The sequence below is a fragment of the Glutamicibacter sp. BW78 genome (assembly GCF_002332245.1).
Lineage (GTDB): Bacteria > Actinomycetota > Actinomycetes > Actinomycetales > Micrococcaceae > Arthrobacter_H > Arthrobacter_H rhombi_A.
In genome coordinates this window covers 1-20,021 of the sequence record NZ_NRGU01000038.1, presented here as the reverse complement: position 1 = coordinate 20,021, position 20,021 = coordinate 1, and the positions used below count along the sequence as shown (strand labels likewise).

The window sequence follows — 20,021 nt, the reverse complement described above, 5'->3', positions numbered from 1 at the left end:
TTGCCGCGGGCCGGTGCGGCCGGTGGCTAGGGGTGGAAGCGTTGTTCGTGTTCGGCGTGCCGTTCGGTTTCGATCTGGAACGTGGAATGTTCGATGGAGACGTCGAAGTGCCCGGCCACACAGTCCTGCAATGAATCGAGCATGCTGGAGGCCCGCCCATCATGGAAGGCATCTTCGTGGACCACGACGTGTGCGGTGAGTACCGGCAGGCCGGTGGCAATCTGTGAGGCGTGCAGATCGTGGACGGAGAGCACCAGATCCTGGGAGAGCAGGTGCTTCCTGACCTCATCCAGGTCGAGTCCGCGCGGCGTCGATTCCAGGAGAATGGACGTCGTTTCGCGGAGGAGCCGGAACGCGCGGGGAAGGATCAGGGCGCTGATGAACATGGCTGCCAGCGCGTCGGCACGCATCCACCCTGTCGTGGTGATGACGATGGCACCGACGATCACCGCCACCGAGCCCAGGGCGTCGTTGACGACCTCCAGGAAGGCCGCGCGCATATTCAGGTTGGCCCCGCGGCCCGAGCTGAGCACGATGATGGCAATGATGTTTCCGGCCAGGCCGACGATCCCGAAGATCAACAGTCCGGTGGCTGCTACTTCGGGCGGAGCGAAGAGCCGGCGGACCCCGTCGATCATGGCGTAGAGCCCGACGGCGAGCAGCAGGGTGGACTGTGCGGTGGCCGACAGCACTTCGGCCCTCCGGAAGCCCCAGGTCCGCCGGTCGGTGGCCGGGCGGCCCATGAGGGTGGCCGCGGTCAGGGCCATGAGCAGTCCGGCGGCATCGGTGAGCATATGGGCTGCATCGACCAGCAGGGCCAGGGAACCGGTGATCACCGCGCCAACGACTTCGGCGATGAGGATCACCGCGGTGATGCCAAAGGCAATGGCCAACCGGGGGCGGTGCTCAATGGCTCCACCACTGTGGTCGTGGGAGTGTGAATGGCTCATCGGCATTCCGGCCCGGTGCCGTGGGATTCATGCCAGTGGTGGGAGGCGAGGGCCACCTCGGTTCCACTATCCGCCAAAAGTGTCTCAGCAGCGACCAAGAGAACGTCGATGTGCTCGGGTTCGGCCAGCGAGTACATGCTGGCGCGACCGACCGGCCGTGAGGACACGAGCCCGCAATCACGCAGGCAGGTCAGGTGTGCGCTGACCGTGCTCTGGGCCAAGCCCAGGTGTTCGGTCAGCTCCCTGACTTTATGTTCCCCCGTCCGCAAATGGCGCAGAATCAGCAATCGGGTCGGATCAGCCAGCCCGTGGAATAAGGCTGCGGCCGGCGCGAGCGGTCCCGTCGTCGGTTCGCCTTTCCGCACTATCATCGTCATATAACGATGATAGCCCTTAAGGGCGTTGAATTCGAGGACCGCTCCCGCGTCGCGAGACCGGCAGTCACGCCACGAGGCTCAGACCAGAGTGCCCGCTCCGCCCCGAGAGCGCAGCCAATCCCGAGGCCTGAACCTTTCCCCATAGGCGTCGGCCAGCTCATCGGCTCGGGCCACGAAGCCAGCCAGACCCCCCTCATGGTTGGTGATGAAGGTGGCGGTCCCGCCGGCCCCTGGAGGGAACCCGATCCCGAAGATCGAGCCGATATTTGCCGAGGCAGTATCTGTCAGGACACCGTCCTCGAAGCAATGGGCCGTCTCTAGGGCCATACGGAAGAGGTAGCGGTCCTGGATGTCCTTCGAGGGGAGCTCGGTCCCGCGGCCGAAGTGTTCCCTGAGCCCCGGCCATAAGGACTTGCCGCCGTCGGCCGGATAGTCGTAGAACCCGCCTCCTGCGGCTCGGCCCTTCCTGCCATATTCATCGACCATCGTGTCCACGAGCCGTTCGCCCGCGGCGGGTTCGCGGACCGTACCGGAGGCCGCGTATTCCTTTTCTTCTTCGGCGCGGGTGTGCTGGGCCAGCGTCAGCGAGACCTCGTCCAGCAGAACCAGCGGAGGTGCGGGGAATCCCGCCTGGGTGGCTGCGCGTTCGATCACCTGCGGATCCACCCCCTCCTCCAGCAATGCCGTGGCCTCCATGATCAGGGTCCCGAAGACCCGGGAGGTATAGAACCCGCGACCGTCCCCGACGGTGATCGGGATCTTCCGGATTTGCTGGACCAGGTCGTAGGCCCGGGCGACGGTGGCATCCGAGGTCTGGTCTCCTCGGATGATCTCCACGAGTTTCATCTTTTCCACCGGGGAGAAGAAATGGAGCCCCACGAAATCCTGGGGGCGTCCGCTCGTGGCCTGCAGCGTTGAAATAGGCAACGTCGAGGTATTCGAGCACAGCAGGGCCTCGGCGGGCAGCTCGGTTTCGGCTTCGGCGAAGACAGCGGATTTCAGCTCGAGGTTCTCAAAGACCGCCTCGATGACCACGTCTGCCGTTGCCAGGTCTGCGGCCTGACCCGTCGGCTGGACGCGGGCCAGGATCGAATCCGCCGACTCCTGGTCCAGCCGCCCCTTGGAAACCTGGTGGGCGAGCACATCCGAGACATGGGACTTGCCCTTCTCGGCACCCGCCTGATCGACGTCCTTGAGCACCACATCGATGCCTGCCCGAGCACAGGAATACGCGATCCCGGCGCCCATCATCCCAGCGCCGAGGATCGCGACGGTGCCGACCTTTTGCGGTTTCTGCCCCTGGGGGCGGAGCCGGCCTGAACTGATCGACTGCAGATCGAAGAAGAACGCCTGGATCATGGCCTTGGCCGTGCGACCAACCACGAGGCTGGCGAAGGCCCGCGACTCGATGCGGCATGCCGTATCGAAGTCAACCAGCGTCCCCTCCACGGCCGTGGCGAGGATCGCCCGGGGCGCCGGAAGGTCTGCCCCCTTGAGCTGTTGGCGCAGCAGTGCCGGCAGGGACGGAAGGATGGCAGCCATCGATGGCGATGCCGCGGTTCCCCCGGGAATCCTGTATCCCTTCGCCTCCCAGGGTTGGGTATTCGGCTCCTCCTGCTGCTGGCTATGGATCCAGGCCCGAGCGGCGGGAAGCAGTGCCTCGGGGCTGTCGACCAGTTCATCCACGACACCCTGCTGATGTGCGGCATCGGGGTCACGCTGTTGGCCCTGGAGCAACCAGTCCATCAACGCGTTCTGGATGCCCAGCATGCGCACCATCCGGATGATTCCGCCACCACCGGGCAGCAGTCCCAGCCCTACTTCGGGGAGGCCGAACTTGATTCCGGGGCTGTTCACCGCGATACGGCGATGACAGGCCAGCGCAATTTCCAGGCCGCCGCCGAGTGCCGTCCCATTAAGTGCCGCCACCACGGGGACTCCCAGCTGCTCGAGGCGCCGCAGTTGGGCCTTGATGGCTTGGGCCTGGTCGAAGAGTTTCTCGGCGTCTTCGGGGGTGGTCCGATAGATCGCTTCGAGGTCCCCGCCGGCAAAGAAGGTCTTCTTGGCGCTGGTCAGGATGACTCCGGTGACCTCTTCCCGCTGCGCTTCCAGCGTATCGATGGTTTCGGCCATCGAGGCCTGGTAGGCATCGTTCATGGTATTGACCGAGGCCTCGGGGTCGTTCATGGTCAGGGTGACGATTCCGTCGTCGTCGCGTGTCCAGTCGATCATGTTGCTCATGTTTTTCTCCTCTGCGGCTCGGCGTGGTTCAGATGCGTTCAACGATGGTGGCGATGCCCATGCCGCCGCCGACGCAGAGGGTGGCGAGGCCACGCTCGAGATCACGCCGTTCAAGTTCGTCGACCAGGGTTCCCAGGATCATGGCGCCGGTAGCCCCCAGGGGGTGCCCCATGGCGATGGCGCCACCGTTGACATTCGTTTGTTCTTCGCTCCAGCCCATATCCCGCATGAGTTTCAGCGGTACCGCAGCGAAGGCCTCGTTGACTTCGATGAGATCGATGTCCCCGGCCTTCATGCCGGCGCGGTTGAGGACCTTGCGACAGGCAGGGGTGGGGCCGGTGAGCATGATGGTCGGCTCGGAACCGGTGACGGCAGTGGCGACGATACGTGCCCGCGGGGTCAGCCCATGACGTTGGCCGGCGCTTTCGTTCCCGACCAGGACCAGGGCCGCACCATCGACGATCCCCGAGGAGTTGCCCGCATGGTGGACGTGATTGATCGCATCGACCGAGGTGTATTCCTCCAGGGCTACGGAGTCGAATCCGCCTTGGGCGCCCAGCTTCGCGAAAGAGGGGTTCAGCGGAGCCAGGGTTTCCGCACTGGTCTCGGGCCTGATGGTTTCATCATGGTCAAGGATCGTCAGCCCGTTCACGTCACGGACCGGGACGATCGAACGATCAAAGCGGCCTTCCTTCCACGCGGTGGCGGCCCGGTGATGGCTTTGCGCGGCGAAGCGGTCCACGTCGGAGCGATCGAAGCCCTCCACGGTGGCACTGAGATCGGCGCCGATTCCCTGGGGAACGAAATTGGTGGCCCATGCGGTGGCCGGGTCCATGGCCCAGGCCCCTCCGTCGGAGCCCATCGGAACCCTGGACATCGATTCGACGCCGCCGCCGATGAGCAGATCCTCCCATCCGGCGCGGGCACGGGCCGCCACCTGGTTCACGGCTTCGAGTCCCGAGGCACAGAAGCGGTTGAGCTGGACGCCGGCGACTTCCCAGGGCAGTCCCGCCTTCAGGGCGGCGATCCGGGCGATATCCATCCCCTGCTCCCCCACCGGGCTCACACAACCGAGGACGATATCGTCGATGAGCTGGGTATCCATCCCCGGGTGACGTTCCCTCAGGGCGTCGATGAGCCCGACCACAAGGTCGATCGGCTTCACTTCGTGAAGGGATCCGCTCTGCTTGCCCTTTCCTCGGGGTGTGCGGATGGAATCGTAGATGAGTGCTTGGGATGATGTGGTCATCAGTACCTCACGATGAAGGTCGAAGGGGCGGACGCAGCAGTGTTCCGTGAGCTGCCATATCCCGAGACTACCCCCACCTATACAACCGTACAAGACCTTGAATGTTCGTATAGCTCCTTCGTTGATGAGCCGGGGCACTAGTCTGGAAGATCATGAATTCCATGCCAGAACACCCGGAGCAGCTCCTGCGCGTGCCGGCCAACGGAGGATTGGACCCCCAGCTCTGCCTCGCCGTCCTGGCAGCTCACGCCATACCGGGCATCGACGAACAACGTGGGGAAGAACATCGCAGGCCAGTCCGGATTGGAGGTCGGAACGTGGTGGTCGCTCTACGCTTCACCGATGACGCGGTGCTACTGCGCAGCGTGGACTCGGATCTGACGGCGGCGGATCGCTCCCTGCTGACCGTGCTGGTGCGCCATTGGTTCGCCCTCGATGTGGATCTTGAACCGATCAACGCGCAGCTGCTCGGCGATCCGACCTTGGCCCCCTTGGTCACCAAGCGGCCCCGGCTACGCCCCGTCGGATACCCCGCCCCCTTCGAAGCCGCGGCAACTACCGTGCTGGGTCAGCAAGTCTCCTTGGCCGCAATGCGCACATTCGCCGGGCGTCTGGTCAGCGGGTGGGCCGGCCCACCGATTGCGGGATGGCATCTGTTTCCGGACCCCGGCGTCGTCGCGGGGGTTGCCGAGGACGAGCTGCGGGCCGCCGTCGGGCTGACCCACGCCCGCACCAGGACACTCTTGGCCGTGGCAGAGGCCTTCGCCCGGACAGCATCGCAGCCAAGGACCAACCCCGGCGATTTCCCGTTGACTCGGGATGAGCTTTTGGCCATCCGTGGGATTGGCCCCTGGAGCGCCGACTATCTCGATGTGAGGGCTCGCCTGGATCCCGATGCTTTCACCGCAGGGGATCTCGTCCTGCGCCGGGCGTTGGGTGGGGTCACGGCGCAGGAGGCCGCCGGGCGCGCCGAAGCCTGGCGCCCGTATCGCGGTCACGCACTGTTCCACCTGTGGAGCGAAGAAGCCTACGCGAAGGACTAACGTCTCAGCGCCTGCCCGGGGAGGGGAATCAGCCGCGAGGGGCGGTCTGGACTCCCGGCTGCTCGGGAAAGATCTTGCCGATGGGTTCGTTTTTCTCCGCTTGGAAGGTTTCTTCGGCGCGGCCGAACGCCCAGTAGGCCGACAGGGAGAGCTGCTTGCGGTGCAGGCCCTTCTCGTCGGCGAGGAACCGGCGCAGAGCCTTGACCATTTCGCGTTCTCCGTGGGCGAAGACCTGCACCTCACCCTCATGCCACGGTCCTGCCATCACGGCTGCTGCGAGCTTGGTGGTTTCCGGGGTGAACGTCCCGCCCCGGTGCAGCCAGTGCACGTTGACACCCTTCGGGGCCCTGAGCTTGATTTCATCCTTCTCCCCCGCCACCTCGATATAGGCCTCGCCGCGGGCGGAGCGGTGCATTTTCTCCAAGGCGGCAGCAATGGCCGGTAAAGCTGATTCGTCGCCCGCGAGCAGATGCCAATCGGCATCCTCCGAGGGGAAGTACATTCCGCCGGGGCCGGAGAAGCAGACCAGATCCCCGGGCTGGGCATTGGCAGCCCACGGGCCGGCAAGGCCCTCCTCGCCGTGCACGACGAAGTCGATCTGCAGGGTGCCGGCAGCTTCATTAACGCTGCGTACCGTGTACGTGCGGCGGACCGGCATCCGTTCCTGGGGAAGGACGGCACGCAGTTCGTCCATGTCATACGGTGGGGTCAACCCCAATTCGGGATCGGCAAAAAGCAGCTTGACGTATTTGTCAGTGGCTTCCTTATTGCGGAAGGCGGCAAAGCCTTCGCCACCCAACGTCAGGCGGACCATATGCTTGCCGATCTTCCGTTTAGTCACCACTTCCAGCACGACCTGCGGGCGCGGCGGTCGAGCGGTTGCGGGGACGGTCATCTTCCGATCACTCCTTCGAGGGCCGAGCGAAACTCGGCAAAACGTGTTTGTCCCACCCAATCCCAAGCAAGCAGGCAACGCAAACTCCGTACGCCATGGGCGAAGAGGTTACTTCAGCAGGGACCGAGGCTCAGCGGAACACCGGTTCACCGATGAACTCCTGCATCGCTTCCCGTTGTTCACTCGGCAGGCGAAGCAGCCGCTGCTCTGCCACCGAGAAGAAGGCCAACGTAGTGGCCGCCCTGACGCAGAGGCTCCCCTCGATGGGGTCCCGGAACTCGTAGCAGACGTCGAAACTGGCGGCCTTGATCGCGGAGAGCCAGATTTCGACCTCGGCCGGGACATTACGGTAGTCCAGCGGGGTCAGATACCTGATCCGGTGTTCAACCACCAGGATCTGTGTGTTCGCTGGGACGCTGGAAAACAGTTCCGCGGTCGATTCGGTTCCGGGCTTGCCCGTCCCGCCGGGTACACCGAAGCCGGCGATGCGGGCTTCTTCCATCATCCGCACGAGGTTGACATTGTTAATATGCCCGTAGGCGTCCATATCGCCCCAGCGCATCGGCACCTGGACCTGCAGTTTGCGTCCGCTCATATGGCACCGACCTCTCGTTCTTCCTGCGGTTCCCCTTCCGGCCACTGCTGGCGCAACCGGCGGCGTTCTTGGTGCTCGACGTGCTGTTCCTCGTCGGAGACGATGCCCAGCCGCTGCAACTCGGCCAGGATATGGGCCCCGTCCGGGGCATAGACCCAGTCGATGCCCGGGGTGGAGTTCACGGTCCGTTGGGAGCGGCCGCCGGCAAGGACCGCCTCGGAGGGGGTCAGCTGGCGGATGACGATGGCCTTGACGTTTTGCGGATAGCGCTGCGCAAAGCCCGCATAAATCTCCGGGTCGTGTTGCCCGTCGTCACCGATGAGCAACCATTTCATCTGAGGGAATTCCTCGGCCAGACGGCGCAATTGATCGACCTTATGCTGTGCGCCGGAACGGAACCAGCGTCCGCCAGAGGCGCCAGTTTCCACGGGACCCCAGTCGGTGAGCAGCAGCGGGCCTTCGGGGAACAGGTTCCTGGCCAGGAACCGGTTCAGCGTCGGGGCGACATTCCAGGCACCGGTCGACAGGTAGAGAACGGGGGCTCCGGGACGCCCGCGCAGGACCCGTTCCATCATCACCGCCATGCCGGGGGTGGCCACCCGGGCATGCTCGTCGAGGACGAACGAGTTCCAGGCAGCCAACAGTGGTCGCGGAAGCGCGGTGACCACCACGGTGTCGTCGACATCGGATAAGAGCCCGAATTCGCAGGAAGCATCCACCACGAACACCCGGGCCTTGACCTCGGGTGAGCCTTCGGCGGAGAGGGTGACGGTATGCCATCCCGGCCCCAATGCCGTGGTGATCCGGGCATCCAGGACTCCCCCACGATCCGCGCGGACCACAAAGTCACTCCCGGCGATGGTCACGGTGACCTCGGCATACGGGATCGGCGGGGAAATGAAGTTCCTCCAGCCACGGACACCGTCAGCTACGACGCGGGAGCGCGGAACACCGTGGCGGAACGGCTCCGGGGAGGCAACGACGATGCGTGCCAGGATGCGGACCCAGCCGTTTTCGCCCGGCTCGGAGTGGCCGTATCCCCTAAAGGGCAGCACGGTCGGCACCATGCCACGTTCACGTCCGTTGGTTTCGCGGAACGCATGCCAGGCGTCCTCGAGCCTGACCCCCAAATGCTGCCGCAACGATTCTGCTTTGCGTGATGACATATTGCCAGTCTTTCACGCTCGCAGGTCAACGAGTTCCGAACGATACTGGATTTTTTCTACAGGGCGTAGAAGAATGAGGGCATGATGTACTCCCATGCAGACGACGAACCGGTCCTGATTCTCGACGAAGAGCAGTGCTGGAAGCTTCTGGGCCACAGCCAACACGGACGCCTGGCCACCGCTTTCGACGGCGTCCCGTATATCACCCCGGTGAACCACGGCACCGCCGACGGGCGGGTCTATTTGCGCTCCGCTGCCGGTTCCAAGCTCTCCGGTTTGACGGTGAACCCGCGGGTGGCCTTCGAATCCGACGGCATCCTCAGCGACGAAGCCTGGTCGGTGATCATCCTGGGTACGGCCCGCATTCTGGACACCGAGGCGGAGATCAAGATCGCCCGGGCCTCGGGCGTGGACCCGTGGGTGCAGACGTTGAAGGACTTCTGGATCGAGATCACCCCCACCTCAGTCTCCGGCCGGCACTTCATCTTGGGGCAGCAGCCGGAACAGCTCGACGAAAGCTAAGGCCGGTAGGCTGGCCGGGTGGATATCCCGGAACAGACCATCGAACTAGCCGAGCACCTCCGCGGGATCGCGGAGGAAGCGGCCCGCGGTGTCGGGCCGCTGCTGCGTGGCGCCTTCCGCACGGGTGCCGAGGTCCAGCAGAAGGCCAACGCCCACGATCTGGTCACTGCATTCGACCAGGCCAGCGAGACGGCCATCGCCGCCCACCTTTTCGCCGCCCATCCCGATAGCCGAATTCTCGGCGAGGAGGGCGGCCACCAAGGCGAGGGGCGTATCGAGTGGATCGTTGATCCGATCGACGGGACCAGCAACTTCGCCCACGGCGTCGCCTTCTTTTGCGTCTCCATCGCGGCGGCACTGGACGGCGAACTGCTCGCAGGCGTCGTCTATGACCCCATCGCGGAGCTGATGTTCTCCGCCAATGCCGAGGGTGCGTGGCTCAACGGCGTGCGTTTGGGCCCTCAGGGCACGTCAACGGAGACCGAATCCTCCCTGATGACCGACTACCCCTCGGCGGAGGCTCTTGAGCTCGACGGCCAGGCAGCACTGGAGGCCTTCGGTACCTTGGTCTCCCGCTACGCCACCGTGCGCCGGACCGTCAGTGGCGCGCTGGGGCTGGCTCATGTTGCCGCAGGTTGGACCGATATCACCTTGGGCTTCGATACGAACCCGTGGGATGTCGCTGCCGGCGTATTGTTGGTGCGCCGCTCGGGCGGCAGCTACCTGTCCTACCGGTACGACGACGAGGCCCGGCCCGCGCATGAGGCACCCGTCTACCTGGCCACTGGCCCCCGGGTCTCGGCCGCAACGGCCACCCGGGTGGTTGCAGAACGCGTTGCTGCACGCAGAGCGATGGGCTACCGCCGATAACGCTCACCGCCGCCCGGTAGGCACGGCAAGTCTTTTACTTCATGAACCCTTCACCGGTCAGGCAAGCGACCGTCGCCGAGGCCCCGGCCGCCGAATCCTTCGCCACGACGGTTCCGTCGGCCTGAGTGATCGTGCACGTCAGAGTCCCGGTATTACCGTGGGCGTTGCTGGCGCCCAAGGAGCCGAAGACGGTGCTGGCCGTGACCTCCCGGCTGAACTCCCCGCCCGCAACGTCTTCGGTGTGTTCTTCCGTGACGCTTTCCTCGGTATAGGAAACGGTGTAATCCCCGGTTCCGGTCACCGTGTAGGTAAAGGGAGCGGTTTCGCCCACCCCCTTCTCGACCACGTTGACCAGGGCAACGGCGATGATCACGTAAATGATGCAGACAATCAGTGCTGCAGCACCGGTGATGATGCCGGTGATCGCGTAGCCCCGGCGCGGGACCTGCTTCACGAGCCCAATAATGCCCAGGATCAGGGCCAGCGGCCCCAGAATGAAAGAGATGAACCCGACGACGGGGATAAAGGCCAAGACGATGGCGACGATGCCGATGATCAGTGCGGCCTTGGTCAGACCGGTGGCCACCGGTGGCTGCTGGGACCACCCGGACTGCCCCGGATACGGCTGCGGGTACCCTGACTGACCCTGTGGCGCGTGGTAGGGGTCCGGGTTGTACGGGTTCTGCTCAGTCATGAAGATACCTCGAAGCGATCTTGATCAGGCGGGTCGTTCGCGGGCCGATCTGCGGTGACGGCCGTCTGCGCCCTCCAGTCTAGCTATGGTTCTTCCGCCCGCACGGGCGTACCTTCAAAGTATGGGTCATTCAATGAATCATCAAGGCGTCGCCCACGTCCACCATCATCACCACGGCGTGGAGTACATCGTCGCGGGTGTCGGCATTCTGCTACTTTTCCTGGCATTTGCTGTCCTGCAGTCGATCATCTCCGGTCATGTCTTCGGCCCCATGTATATCGGGGTTGTTTTCGGTGTGTATGCGTTGGCCATTGGCACGACGTTCTGGGCTAGGCATTAGCGCCGGCTTCTTCATGGCCCGTCGGGAGGAGGAATCCGACAGGGCCTTCTCCCCCGTCGTGTCATTTACCGTCGGGCGGCGGCCCGTCCAGCGGCTCGGCCGCTAAAAAGGCAGCCGCCCAGGAAGGTCCCTTCGAGGGCCCGGTAGCCGTGGACTCCGCCGCCGCCGAATCCGGCGGCCTCCCCGGCAGCATAGAGCCCGGGTATCGGATGGCCGCCGGGAGCCAGGACTCGAGAGTCGAGGTCCGTTTCCAATCCACCGAGCGATTTGCGCGTGAGGATATGCAGCCGAACGGCGATGAGCGGCCCGGCCTTCGGATCCAGCAACCGATGCGGGGCAACGGTGCGAATGAGCTTGTCCCCGAGATAGCTGCGGGCCGCTTGGACGGCCATCTGTTGCGGGTCCTTGCTGAACCGGTTCCCCGTTTCGGCATCGCGGGCCACGATTTCGGCTTCGATGCTCTCCGCGTCCAACAGGTCCCCACCCTCGAGTCGGTTCATCTGCGCGACCAGCTCGGACACAGTATCGGCTTGGATGAAATCTTCGCCTCGGTCCAGGAAGGCCTGCACTGGGTCTGGCACTGCGGTGCGGGCCCGCCGCAGCACCGCACCGATGTCCTTTCCGGTGAGGTCGGGGTTCTGTTCGGAACCCGAGAGAGCGAACTCCTTGCCGATGATGCGCCGGTTGAGGATGAACCACGAATGGTCATGACCGGTGCCGCGCAGGTGTTCCAGCGTTCCCAGGGTGTCGAATCCCGGCCACAGTGGTGCTGGCAGACGCCGCCCCGTGGCGTCAAGCCAGAGCGAGCTGGGTCCGGGCAGGATCCTGATGCCATGGTTCTGCCATACGGGGCCATGATTCACGATCCCTTCGGTGTAGTGCCACATCCGGTCGCCGTTGATCAGGTGCCCTCCGGCTGCGGCACCGATATCCAGTCCCCGGCCATCGACGTGGGCAGGCACCCCGGAGATCATCCGCTCTGGCGGTGCTCCGAGCCGTTCGGGCCAGGCCTCCCGCACCTTCTCGACATTTCCGCCGATCCCGCCGGTACACAGCACGACGGCGGAGGCCAGGTATTCGAAGTCGCCCACTTCTTCGCGGTTGCTGGCTTGACCGCGAGGCGTCGTGGAGGCTGCCAGGAGACGTCCCTGTACGCCGGTGACGACACCATCCCGGACCACCAGCTCGTCCAACCGGTGCCGGAAACGCACGGTGAGCAGGCCGGAGGTCACTGCGGCGAGAGCCTTGTTCGCGAAGGGTTCCACGATCCCCGGGCCGGTACCCCACGTAATATGGAAGCGGGGTACCGAGTTCCCGGGGCCGGACGCCCCATGGCCACCACGTTCGGCCCAGCCCACGACGGGGAAGAACCTAACCCCCAGCCCGTGCAACCAGGCACGCTTTCCACCGGCTGCCCAGTCGACGTAGGCCTCGGCCCATTGGCGCGGCCAGTAGTCCTCCGGCCGGTCAAAGCCTGCGGTCCCCCACCAGTCTTGCCGCGCGAGCTCGACGCTGTCGCGGATCCCCAGACGCCGCTGTTCGGGACTATCAACCAAGAACAGGCCACCGAAGCTCCACCAGGCCTGGGCTCCCAGATTGGATGGCGGTTCCTGATCGATCAGCAGGACGCGCCGCCCGGCGTCGGTGGCTTCGGTGGCGGCCACCAGTCCGGAGAGACCTGCGCCGACGACGATGACGTCGAACTCCCGCTCGTTATGCTCTGTCATTCGGCCAGCGTAGCCCGATGGTGCCCCGGACACACCCCTCCTGGAGACCGGCCGCTTCCACCATTATGGGGTCGGTGGCCCTAGCCGGCAGGACGCTGATGTAGGCCGAAAGGGGAACCTTGCTGGTCCCGGCAAAGCGTGAACAGTCCGTGGGTCGCCCGATCATCGGCATCACCATTGAGGTCCATCGGGTCCACGGTTCCGCCCAGTTCTACGACCTGGTCACAAGCTCTCTGCATCTGTTCCACGGCAAAGAAGACGTAGGGCGCCGCCCCTGGATCGCCGGAATGGATGCCGGCGGGGGTACCAGCGACATCGAGTTGGTACCCGGCCTCCGCCCCGTTGGGGCCCGGTTCGATCCCCCATCCGAAGAGCGCGGCATAGAATCGCGCAGATTCCTCGGCGTTCCGCGCCCCGAATTCGATGAATGAAATTTCCCCGGCCATGGTGGTCTGCCTTTCTGTGGGGACTCGTTGATCCCACTCCAGCATCCGCGTCGATCTCTGGCAAGAGTTGTTTCGGTGTGGTTCCGCCCCCGGCCTGCGTGGCGTTCGGGGAGACTCAGGACGGGTCCTGTGCCTGACTATCGGCCAGTAGGCGGGATTCGGCTGAGGCGCGGGCAGAACCGAAGGAGGAGAAGTCCGCCCTTCCGGGGGTACCCCAGACCGTCAGGATCCGCAGCGGCACGTCACCGGTGTTGATCAGGTCGTGGTCCACGCCGGCCGGAGCCAACACCGTATCCCCGGCCTCCAGGTCAAGGACCTCGTCGCCGAGGTGCATGCGAGCTGTTCCTGTCACGACCAGGTAGAACTCCTCAAGGGCCTGTTCACCATCGTGGCGGTGCATTCCCTCGCTCCCTCCTGGCGGCAGTTCCCAGGTTTGGATGGCCACGGGAAGATTCAGTTCCTCGAGGAAATGGAATTGAACCCTGGTGGGGGCAGATCCTTCGTGCAAGAGGTAGTCAAAGGCGAATTCTCCGCGACGTTCAACGCTCATGGTGGCTTCCTTGGCTTCCGGTGACGTGGGTGGGACTGTGGGTGCTATTCGGGCTGGCCGCCCATGCGGCGGCTGATCCGTGCGGCGGCCCGGCAGCAGGTTTCCGCGAGCTGGATCAGTGTGGCTTCGTCGATGCGGTACAGCGGGGCTGCGACCATCAGTGCCGCAGCCACTTCCCCCCGATGTCCCATGATGGGTGCCGCGACGCCGACCTCCTCGTGGGAGGTTTCTCCGTAATTGCAGGCGTAGCCCTGCTCGCGCACCTTCTCGAGTCGACGTAGGTACCTTTCGACGTCCTGCGGTCCCGCAGGATCATGCTCGGCTCCTGCCCTGGAGAGCAGCTCTCGGACTACTGCTTCGTCCTGATGGGCCAGAAAGACTTGGACGGAGGCGCTCAACGGTGTGCCATAACGGGTGCCGATGGGCGAAGTGTGCTTGACCTGTTTACGGCTGGAGATTTGTTCGACGGAAACCGATTCGGCACCGTCCCAGATATTCAGGGCCGCCGTCTCCCCCGTGGCCTCGGCCAGCTCCTGCAAGACGGGGTACGCGATGCGCCGGACGTCCAGATTGGCCAACAGCGGACCGGCCACGGCAATCAGTCCCATACCCAAACGGAATTTGCGCGACAACTCGTCACGTTCAACGATTCGTTCTTGTTCCAGGGTGGCCAAGATGCGCGAGATGCTGGATTTGTGCAGCCCCACACTGGTGGCGATCTCGGTGACTCCCAGGAGTGGATCGTCCACCGTGAAGCAGCGAAGGACGTCGATGACGTTGACGATCACCGAAGAACTACGGGGCTCCCCCGCCATCGTTTCACGCGTCTGAGCCGTCATCTTTTCGTCCCTCCAAGGTTGGTCCTGCTGGTGGCGGAGCAGTTGTCCGCCACCAGCAGCCACCGGGCCCCAGGGGTCCCGGTTCCCGTGCGTGCTAGCAGGGGATGATGTTGTTTTCCGGGCCGAAACCAAATTTGGTGATGTTCTCGGCGCCGTTTTCGTCCACCACGAGGATATCGTGCTCGCGGTAGCCGCCGGCTCCCGGCTGACCATCGAGGACGGTAATCATCGGTTCCATGGACACCACCATTCCCGGTTCGAGCACGGTATCGATGTCCTCACGCAGCTCCAGGCCAGCTTCGCGGCCGTAGTAGTGCGACAGGACGCCGAAGGAGTGTCCGTAGCCGAAGGTGCGGTTGGCCAGCAGTCCCCGGTCAACGAAGATCTCGTTGAGTTCGGCGGCAATGTCCTTGCAGACAGCGCCCGGCTTGATCAGTTCCAAGCCACGACGGTGTACCTCGACGTTGACGTTCCACAGTTCCAGCGAACGCTCATCCGGCTCGCCCAGGAACAAGGTGCGCTCCAGTGCGGTGTAGTAGCCCGAGGTCATCGGGAAGCAGTTCAGCGACAAGATATCCCCTCGCTGCAGCTTCCGGGTGGTCGCCCAGTTGTGCGCCCCGTCGGTGTTGATCCCCGACTGGAACCACACCCAGGTGTCGCGGATCTCGGAGTCGGGGAAGGTCTTGGCGATTTCGTGGACCATCGCCTCGGTGCCGATGAGGGCGACTTCGTATTCGGAGATCCCCTCCCGGATGGCTGCCTTGATGGCTTCGCCGCCGATGTCGCCGATCCGCGCGCCGTGTTTGATGACCTCGATCTCTTCAGCCGATTTGATCATGCGCTGGCGCATGGCGGCCTGGGCGACATCGACCAGGGTGGCACCGGCGAAGGCTGCCTGGATCTTATTGCGGTTGTCCAGCGGCAAGGTGTCGTCCTCGACGCCGAGGCGCCGTACCGCGACGTTGCGCTGGCGCAGGGATTCCTGGATGCCGTGGATGAAGTTGTCGCGGCGCCAGTCGGTGTAGACGATGTTCTCGCCGTAGCTGCGGCGCCACGGCATGCCGGCGTCAATGTTGGCGGTGATGGTGCAGGTGTCGTCGGCGGTGACGACCATGGCGTAGGAACGCCCGAAGTACGTGAACAAGAAGTCCGAATAGTACTTAATCGAGTGGTAGCTGGTCAGGACGACGGCGTCGAGGTCCTTCTCGGCCATGATCTTGCGCAGGCCCGCCAGACGGCGTTCGAATTCGGCGTCGGAGAACGTCAGGGCGACCTTTTCGCCGTTATGCAGGACCTTCAGACGCTCGAGGCCGGAGACGGAGGTGGCGGATGCTTCGGTGGTCACAATGGACTCCTTTATATTGTGGTTCGTACATGGTTCGCTAGGAGGTTTCGGGGCCGCTATTTCAGCGGTTCTTTACTGGTTTCCGCGGAGAAGGCGACGGCGACCAGAGCGACGACGGCGGCGGCCATGAGGTACCAGCCCGGGGCGAGATCACTCCCCGTGAAGCCGATGAGGAACGTGGCCACGAAGGGTGCCGTACCGCCGAAGATCGCGTTGGAGAGGTTGAAGCTGACGGCGAAGCCGGTGTACCGCACCCGGGTGGGGAACATTTCGGCCAGGAAGCTGGGCAGGGTTCCATCGTTGAGGGTGAGCATGGCGCCGAGGGCAATCTGCACCAGGACGATCACGACGAAGTTTCCGGTGTCCAGCAGCATGAACAGGGGCACGGTGAAGATCACGAACAGGACCGAAGCGGTCAGCAGCACCTTCTTGCGGCCCAATTTATCCGAGAGAATGCCCATCACGAAGATGAATCCGATGTAGGTCAGCAGGGCCACGGTCGTTGCCAGATAGGACTTCGACTCGTCGAGACCGACCTCGGTGGAGAGGTAGGTGGGCATGTAGCTGAGCAGCATGTAGAAGCCGACGGCATTGAGCAACACGGCGCCGATGGCCTGGACCAGCTGGCGCCAGTGATCGCGGAACAGGTCTTTGATCGGCGTCGAATCCGTCGTGTCTTCGGCCTCGAGGGCCCTGAAGGCCGGGGAATCTTCAAGCTTGGTCCGGATGTACCGGCCGATCAGTCCCATCGGAGCCGCCAGCAGGAACGGCAGCCGCCAGCCCCAGTCATGCATCTGGTCCGTCGAAAGCAATCCGGTCAGCAGGGCTGCCAGGAGCGAACCCAGCAGCAGGCCACTGGCCGTGCTGGCGGGGACGACCGCCGCGTAGAGGCCACGGCGCTTCGGCGGGGCGTATTCGACCAGGAAGGCTGCAGCGCCGGCGTACTCGCCCGAGGCCGAGAACCCCTGGATGACCCGGATGATCAGCAGGATGATCGGTGCCCACAGGCCGATGGTGTCGTAGCCGGGGATCAACGCGATGCAGAACGTGGCCGCGGACATAATCAAAATCGACCATGACAACGCGAGTCGCCGACCGAATTTATCCCCCAGGTGCCCCCAGATGAATCCGCCCACGGGGCGGACGAAGAAGGACACCGCAAAGAGTCCGAAGGTCAGCAACAGGCCGGTCTGCTGATCCGCTTCCGGGAAGAAGACCGCCGTGATGGTCACCGCCAGATAGCCGTAGACGGCGTAGTCGAACCATTCAACGAAGTTGCCGATAAAGCTAGCGGCAACCACTTTGTTGCGCGTCTTGCGAATCGTTGCGGGAGTGTCCTCGCCGGTTCCACCACTGAAGGAGGTCCCGGGCAGGGAAGGGTTTTCGTGCTGGTGCGTCAGTACCGGCGGCTGGAAGGGCTCGCCGTTCGCTTCGGGTTTTTTTCCGTGATTCATGAGGGACCACCAAAGAAGTTTGAAGTTGCACTCACTGCAACGCTGTTGCGTCAACGTTATTTGTGGCGGAGGTCACTGTCAAGACTTTGCGAATAAAATCTTCCCCCGCCTGATGGGCCGGCTTGTTCGGCGCGACGGAGAGGCCCCCCATTCCGGGTAGGGCCTCTCCGTCCTCGAGTGGTTCAGTGGTGCTTGAGCGGCGCCTTGCTGGTTTCTGCAGAAAGGGCGACGGCGACCAGTGATATTGCTGCCGCGCCCATGAGGTACCAGCCCGGCGCCAGATGGCTTCCGGACGTGGCGATCAGGAGCGTCGCCATGAATGGCGCAGTGCCCCCAAAAAGCGCATTGGAGAGGTTGAAGCTGACCGCAAAGCCGGAGAAGCGAATGCGGGTGGGGAACATTTCGGCCAGGAAGCTCGGCAGCGTCCCGTCGTTCAACGCCAGCATCCCGCCCAGCAGGATTTGCACCAGGATGATGACCACCAGGTTTCCGGTATCCAGCAGGGCAAAGGCCGGTACGGTGAACAAGATGAAACAGATCGAGGCCGAGATCAACACACGCTTGCGTCCAAAGTGATCCGAAAGCAGGCCGATGAGGAAGATGAAACCGATATAGGTCACGAGGGCAACCGTCGTCGCTACATAGGAAGCGGTCTCATCGAGCCCCAGTTCCTGCGAAAGATAGGTCGGCATGTAGCTGAGGATGACGTAGAAACCAACCGCATTGAGCAGTACGGCGCCGGAGGCCTGCAACAGTTGCCGCCAGTGATCGCGGAACATTTCCTTGACCGGCGCCTTGACGGCCTCATCTTCGGCAGCAAGGTCCCGGAACGCCGGCGTATCCTCCAGCTTGGTTCGGATGTAGCGGCCGATCAAACCCATGGGAGCCGCCAACAAGAAGGGAATCCGCCACCCCCAGCCCTGCATCTGTCCGGCATCCAGCACGCCAGTGAGCAGCGCAGCCATCAGGGAACCGAGCAGAAGGCCCGTTGCGGTGCTGGCAGGTACGACGGCAGCAAAGAGTCCCCGACGATTGGCTGGCGCATACTCCACCAAAAAAGCCGAGGCACCCGCGTATTCCCCGGAAGCCGAGAACCCCTGGACCACACGCATGAGCAGCAACAGGAGCGGGGCCCCGATGCCAATCGTCGCGTAGGAGGGGATGAGGGCAATGCAGAAAGTCGCGCCGGACATGATGAGGATCGACCAGGACAGGGCCGTTCGCCGCCCGATGCGGTCCCCGATATGACCCCAGACGAATCCACCGAGCGGACGCACCAGGAACGAAACGGCGAAGAGCGCAAAGGTCAGCATGAGCCCGGTCCTGGGCTCCGCCTCCGGGAAGAATACTGCCGTGATCGTGACCGCCAGATACCCGTAGACGGCATAGTCGAACCACTCCACGAAGTTGCCGATGAAACTGGCCGCCACCACTTTTTTCCGGGTGTCGGGCCCCACCCCGTCGGGATGGACGCGGCTTTGACCACTCAGGGTGGGGCCCATGGCCCCGTCGGCGGGGGCGTACCCCTTGGTCTGGACGGGCCGCTCGGGCACGCCATCCCACTTTTCTGGATATCCGTTAACTGGCACTGCTACCACCAAACTTCAATCGTGTTGCACCCTTTGCAACCACGTTGCGTCGAACCATATGAGTGATCTATGTCACGGTCAAGGTTCGAACCCTTCGGGCGGCACTCCACAGCTGAGCGCAATCCGGCCTCGGGAGGACAAGCTTCCCAGCGGCAAGCCCTGCCGCCCGTCAGGAGCCGTCGAGCAAGGCGGTGGACCACGGCCTGTGGCGGCGACCCAAAGTGGGCGCCGCAGCCTCACGGTGGAGACCCAAAGGGATGGCAGGGCCGCTAGAGGATCGAGCGGATGGTGGCCTCGAAGTGGCGCACATGCTCCTCGGCGAGTAAGCGGGATTTTCCTGGGTCGCCGGCAATAATGGCGCGCAACAGCGAAGCGTGTTCTTGAATGTGGCCGGTAATGCTGGGCAGTCGATCCATCACCAGGCACCAGATGCGGGTGGCGAGGTTATCCAGGCGCACCAGCGTCTCTTCGAGGTACTGGTTTTCGGCCGCCCGGTAGATCAGCCGATGCACCTCCAGGTCGTACTCCATCAGGGCCCTGCGGTCCTGGCTCTCGTCCAGCTGCTCGATCGCGGCCGCCGTATCCGCCAGCTCCGCCCGCAGCGCGGGGTTCGGATTGAGGGCGGCCTTCTCTGCCGCCAGCGGCTCGAGGAGGTGGCGGATCTCCGAAATGGCCGCGAGGTCCTTGATGTCCACCATCGTGGCAAAGGTTCCGCGCCGAGGAAAGGAGTGGACCAGCCGATCGGTCTCGAGCTTCTTCAGGGCTTCGCGGATCGGGGTGCGCCCCATATCCAGCTCCGCGGAAAGCAGACCCTCATTAATGGGGGCACCGGGGGCAATGTCGAGCATGATCAGGCGATCACGCAAGACCCGATAGGAGCGTTCCGCTAGCGATTCGGCAACGGGTGCCGCGCTCATCACCATGTCCATCGACTTCCTCCTGCTTCCTAGGCCCGCGGCTACATTACCAGCGGGTAAAAACTTTTCCTTGACCGACCGTGATCCCCATCATACGATATTGAGCACAAGAGATATATCAGTTGTCGACGTAGTTCGGATGAGGAGTACCCATGACCATCGCCACAACAGGCCAGGTGTCAGCGAAGTCATTGACGGCCCCGCTGGCGGAG

The 20,021-nt window shown here is 63.8% G+C and carries 20 protein-coding genes; 4 read left to right on the top strand and 16 right to left on the bottom strand.

Going from position 1 to position 20,021, the window contains the following annotated elements:
* Positions 1 to 26 precede the first annotated feature (26 nt).
* The 4 genes from CIK75_RS10350 to CIK75_RS10335 form a co-directional block, all read right to left on the bottom strand.
* Positions 27 to 950: a cation diffusion facilitator family transporter gene (locus CIK75_RS10350; RefSeq protein ID WP_086995464.1), complete on the bottom strand. Its 924-nt coding sequence runs from the start codon at positions 948 to 950 to the stop codon at positions 27 to 29.
* Positions 947 to 1,327, bottom strand: coding sequence for a metalloregulator ArsR/SmtB family transcription factor (locus CIK75_RS10345; RefSeq protein ID WP_096224076.1), 381 nt, complete (start codon positions 1,325 to 1,327; stop codon positions 947 to 949). Before CIK75_RS10345 ends, CIK75_RS10350 begins: the two co-directional genes overlap by 4 nt.
* Positions 1,328 to 1,405: 78 nt before the next feature.
* Entirely contained in the window at positions 1,406 to 3,568 is a 2,163-nt protein-coding gene (locus CIK75_RS10340) for a 3-hydroxyacyl-CoA dehydrogenase NAD-binding domain-containing protein (protein WP_086995470.1), read from the bottom strand.
* 28 nt (positions 3,569 to 3,596) lie between these two features.
* Positions 3,597 to 4,817, bottom strand: a complete 1,221-nt coding sequence (locus CIK75_RS10335; RefSeq protein WP_086995473.1) for an acetyl-CoA C-acetyltransferase — start codon at positions 4,815 to 4,817, stop codon at positions 3,597 to 3,599.
* A gap of 152 nt (positions 4,818 to 4,969) precedes the next feature.
* On the opposite strand from CIK75_RS10335, the gene CIK75_RS10330 reads away from it, so the two are divergent.
* Positions 4,970 to 5,860: an AlkA N-terminal domain-containing protein gene (locus CIK75_RS10330; RefSeq protein WP_086995476.1), complete on the top strand. Its 891-nt coding sequence runs from the start codon at positions 4,970 to 4,972 to the stop codon at positions 5,858 to 5,860.
* Positions 5,861 to 5,888: 28 nt separating this feature from the next.
* On the opposite strand, the gene CIK75_RS10325 is transcribed toward CIK75_RS10330, so the two are convergent.
* The 3 genes from CIK75_RS10325 to CIK75_RS10315 form a co-directional block, all read right to left on the bottom strand.
* On the bottom strand, positions 5,889 to 6,755 hold the full coding sequence (locus CIK75_RS10325; protein WP_086995479.1) for a siderophore-interacting protein: 867 nt from the start codon (positions 6,753 to 6,755) through the stop codon (positions 5,889 to 5,891).
* 130 nt (positions 6,756 to 6,885) lie between these two features.
* Positions 6,886 to 7,350 (bottom strand): acyl-CoA thioesterase, encoded by a 465-nt coding sequence (locus CIK75_RS10320; protein WP_086995482.1) that lies wholly within the window; start codon positions 7,348 to 7,350, stop codon positions 6,886 to 6,888.
* A complete protein-coding gene (locus tag CIK75_RS10315; protein ID WP_086995485.1) occupies positions 7,347 to 8,516 on the bottom strand; it encodes a phosphatase domain-containing protein in 1,170 nt (389 codons plus the stop codon). The genes CIK75_RS10320 and CIK75_RS10315 overlap by 4 nt, the downstream gene beginning before the upstream one ends.
* Before the next feature lie 81 nt (positions 8,517 to 8,597).
* Here CIK75_RS10315 and CIK75_RS10310 point away from each other — a divergent pair, with 81 nt between their 5' ends.
* Together CIK75_RS10310 and CIK75_RS10305 are read left to right on the top strand one after the other, a co-directional pair.
* The gene (locus CIK75_RS10310; protein ID WP_086995487.1) at positions 8,598 to 9,038 is read left to right on the top strand and encodes a pyridoxamine 5'-phosphate oxidase family protein; all 441 of its coding nucleotides are present in this window, start codon (positions 8,598 to 8,600) and stop codon (positions 9,036 to 9,038) included.
* An 18-nt stretch (positions 9,039 to 9,056) separates the two neighbouring features.
* Positions 9,057 to 9,908 carry an inositol monophosphatase family protein gene (locus tag CIK75_RS10305; protein WP_086995490.1) on the top strand — a complete coding sequence of 284 codons (852 nt, stop codon included), beginning with the start codon at positions 9,057 to 9,059 and terminating at the stop codon, positions 9,906 to 9,908.
* A 34-nt stretch (positions 9,909 to 9,942) separates the two neighbouring features.
* Here the strand turns inward: CIK75_RS10305 and CIK75_RS10300 are convergent, their stop codons facing one another.
* A complete protein-coding gene (locus CIK75_RS10300) occupies positions 9,943 to 10,602 on the bottom strand; it encodes a DUF4190 domain-containing protein (protein WP_086995493.1) in 660 nt (219 codons plus the stop codon).
* Positions 10,603 to 10,735: 133 nt separating this feature from the next.
* Between CIK75_RS10300 and CIK75_RS10295 the strand changes: the two genes are divergently transcribed.
* The gene (locus CIK75_RS10295) at positions 10,736 to 10,942 is read left to right on the top strand and encodes a hypothetical protein (protein WP_086995496.1); all 207 of its coding nucleotides are present in this window, start codon (positions 10,736 to 10,738) and stop codon (positions 10,940 to 10,942) included.
* Positions 10,943 to 11,007: 65 nt separating this feature from the next.
* Here the strand turns inward: CIK75_RS10295 and CIK75_RS10290 are convergent, their stop codons facing one another.
* From CIK75_RS10290 to CIK75_RS10255, 8 genes are all read right to left on the bottom strand, one after another.
* Entirely contained in the window at positions 11,008 to 12,669 is a 1,662-nt protein-coding gene (locus CIK75_RS10290; protein ID WP_086995499.1) for an FAD-binding dehydrogenase, read from the bottom strand.
* A gap of 80 nt (positions 12,670 to 12,749) precedes the next feature.
* Positions 12,750 to 13,115 (bottom strand): VOC family protein, encoded by a 366-nt coding sequence (locus CIK75_RS10285; RefSeq protein ID WP_086995502.1) that lies wholly within the window; start codon positions 13,113 to 13,115, stop codon positions 12,750 to 12,752.
* Positions 13,116 to 13,230: 115 nt separating this feature from the next.
* Positions 13,231 to 13,665: a cupin domain-containing protein gene (locus CIK75_RS10280; RefSeq protein WP_086995505.1), complete on the bottom strand. Its 435-nt coding sequence runs from the start codon at positions 13,663 to 13,665 to the stop codon at positions 13,231 to 13,233.
* A 44-nt stretch (positions 13,666 to 13,709) separates the two neighbouring features.
* Positions 13,710 to 14,504 carry an IclR family transcriptional regulator gene (locus tag CIK75_RS10275; protein ID WP_086995508.1) on the bottom strand — a complete coding sequence of 265 codons (795 nt, stop codon included), beginning with the start codon at positions 14,502 to 14,504 and terminating at the stop codon, positions 13,710 to 13,712.
* Between the two features lie 94 nt (positions 14,505 to 14,598).
* Positions 14,599 to 15,852, bottom strand: a complete 1,254-nt coding sequence (locus CIK75_RS10270) for a M24 family metallopeptidase (RefSeq protein ID WP_086995511.1) — start codon at positions 15,850 to 15,852, stop codon at positions 14,599 to 14,601.
* Between the two features lie 53 nt (positions 15,853 to 15,905).
* Positions 15,906 to 17,303 (bottom strand): MFS transporter, encoded by a 1,398-nt coding sequence (locus tag CIK75_RS10265; protein WP_086995514.1) that lies wholly within the window; start codon positions 17,301 to 17,303, stop codon positions 15,906 to 15,908.
* Positions 17,304 to 17,485: 182 nt separating this feature from the next.
* Positions 17,486 to 18,805, bottom strand: a complete 1,320-nt coding sequence (locus CIK75_RS10260; protein ID WP_096224414.1) for an MFS transporter — start codon at positions 18,803 to 18,805, stop codon at positions 17,486 to 17,488.
* 356 nt (positions 18,806 to 19,161) lie between these two features.
* On the bottom strand, positions 19,162 to 19,809 hold the full coding sequence (locus CIK75_RS10255) for a GntR family transcriptional regulator (RefSeq protein ID WP_241895400.1): 648 nt from the start codon (positions 19,807 to 19,809) through the stop codon (positions 19,162 to 19,164).
* Positions 19,810 to 20,021 lie beyond the last annotated feature (212 nt).

Excerpts from the sequence above, each read along its gene's own strand:
- CIK75_RS10350 (WP_086995464.1), bottom strand. The coding sequence starts at position 950 with ATGAGCCATTCACACTCCCACGACCACAGTGGTGGAGCCATTGAGCAC.
- CIK75_RS10345 (WP_096224076.1), bottom strand. The coding sequence starts at position 1,327 with ATGACGATGATAGTGCGGAAAGGCGAACCGACGACGGGACCGCTCGCG.
- CIK75_RS10340 (WP_086995470.1), bottom strand. The coding sequence starts at position 3,568 with ATGAGCAACATGATCGACTGGACACGCGACGACGACGGAATCGTCACC.
- CIK75_RS10335 (WP_086995473.1), bottom strand. The coding sequence starts at position 4,817 with ATGACCACATCATCCCAAGCACTCATCTACGATTCCATCCGCACACCC.
- CIK75_RS10330 (WP_086995476.1), top strand. The coding sequence starts at position 4,970 with ATGAATTCCATGCCAGAACACCCGGAGCAGCTCCTGCGCGTGCCGGCC.
- CIK75_RS10325 (WP_086995479.1), bottom strand. The coding sequence starts at position 6,755 with ATGACCGTCCCCGCAACCGCTCGACCGCCGCGCCCGCAGGTCGTGCTG.
- CIK75_RS10320 (WP_086995482.1), bottom strand. The coding sequence starts at position 7,350 with ATGAGCGGACGCAAACTGCAGGTCCAGGTGCCGATGCGCTGGGGCGAT.
- CIK75_RS10315 (WP_086995485.1), bottom strand. The coding sequence starts at position 8,516 with ATGTCATCACGCAAAGCAGAATCGTTGCGGCAGCATTTGGGGGTCAGG.
- CIK75_RS10310 (WP_086995487.1), top strand. The coding sequence starts at position 8,598 with ATGATGTACTCCCATGCAGACGACGAACCGGTCCTGATTCTCGACGAA.
- CIK75_RS10300 (WP_086995493.1), bottom strand. The coding sequence starts at position 10,602 with ATGACTGAGCAGAACCCGTACAACCCGGACCCCTACCACGCGCCACAG.
- CIK75_RS10295 (WP_086995496.1), top strand. The coding sequence starts at position 10,736 with ATGAATCATCAAGGCGTCGCCCACGTCCACCATCATCACCACGGCGTG.
- CIK75_RS10290 (WP_086995499.1), bottom strand. The coding sequence starts at position 12,669 with ATGACAGAGCATAACGAGCGGGAGTTCGACGTCATCGTCGTCGGCGCA.
- CIK75_RS10285 (WP_086995502.1), bottom strand. The coding sequence starts at position 13,115 with ATGGCCGGGGAAATTTCATTCATCGAATTCGGGGCGCGGAACGCCGAG.
- CIK75_RS10280 (WP_086995505.1), bottom strand. The coding sequence starts at position 13,665 with ATGAGCGTTGAACGTCGCGGAGAATTCGCCTTTGACTACCTCTTGCAC.
- CIK75_RS10275 (WP_086995508.1), bottom strand. The coding sequence starts at position 14,504 with ATGACGGCTCAGACGCGTGAAACGATGGCGGGGGAGCCCCGTAGTTCT.
- CIK75_RS10265 (WP_086995514.1), bottom strand. The coding sequence starts at position 17,303 with ATGAATCACGGAAAAAAACCCGAAGCGAACGGCGAGCCCTTCCAGCCG.
- CIK75_RS10260 (WP_096224414.1), bottom strand. The coding sequence starts at position 18,805 with ATGGGCCCCACCCTGAGTGGTCAAAGCCGCGTCCATCCCGACGGGGTG.
- CIK75_RS10255 (WP_241895400.1), bottom strand. The coding sequence starts at position 19,809 with ATGAGCGCGGCACCCGTTGCCGAATCGCTAGCGGAACGCTCCTATCGG.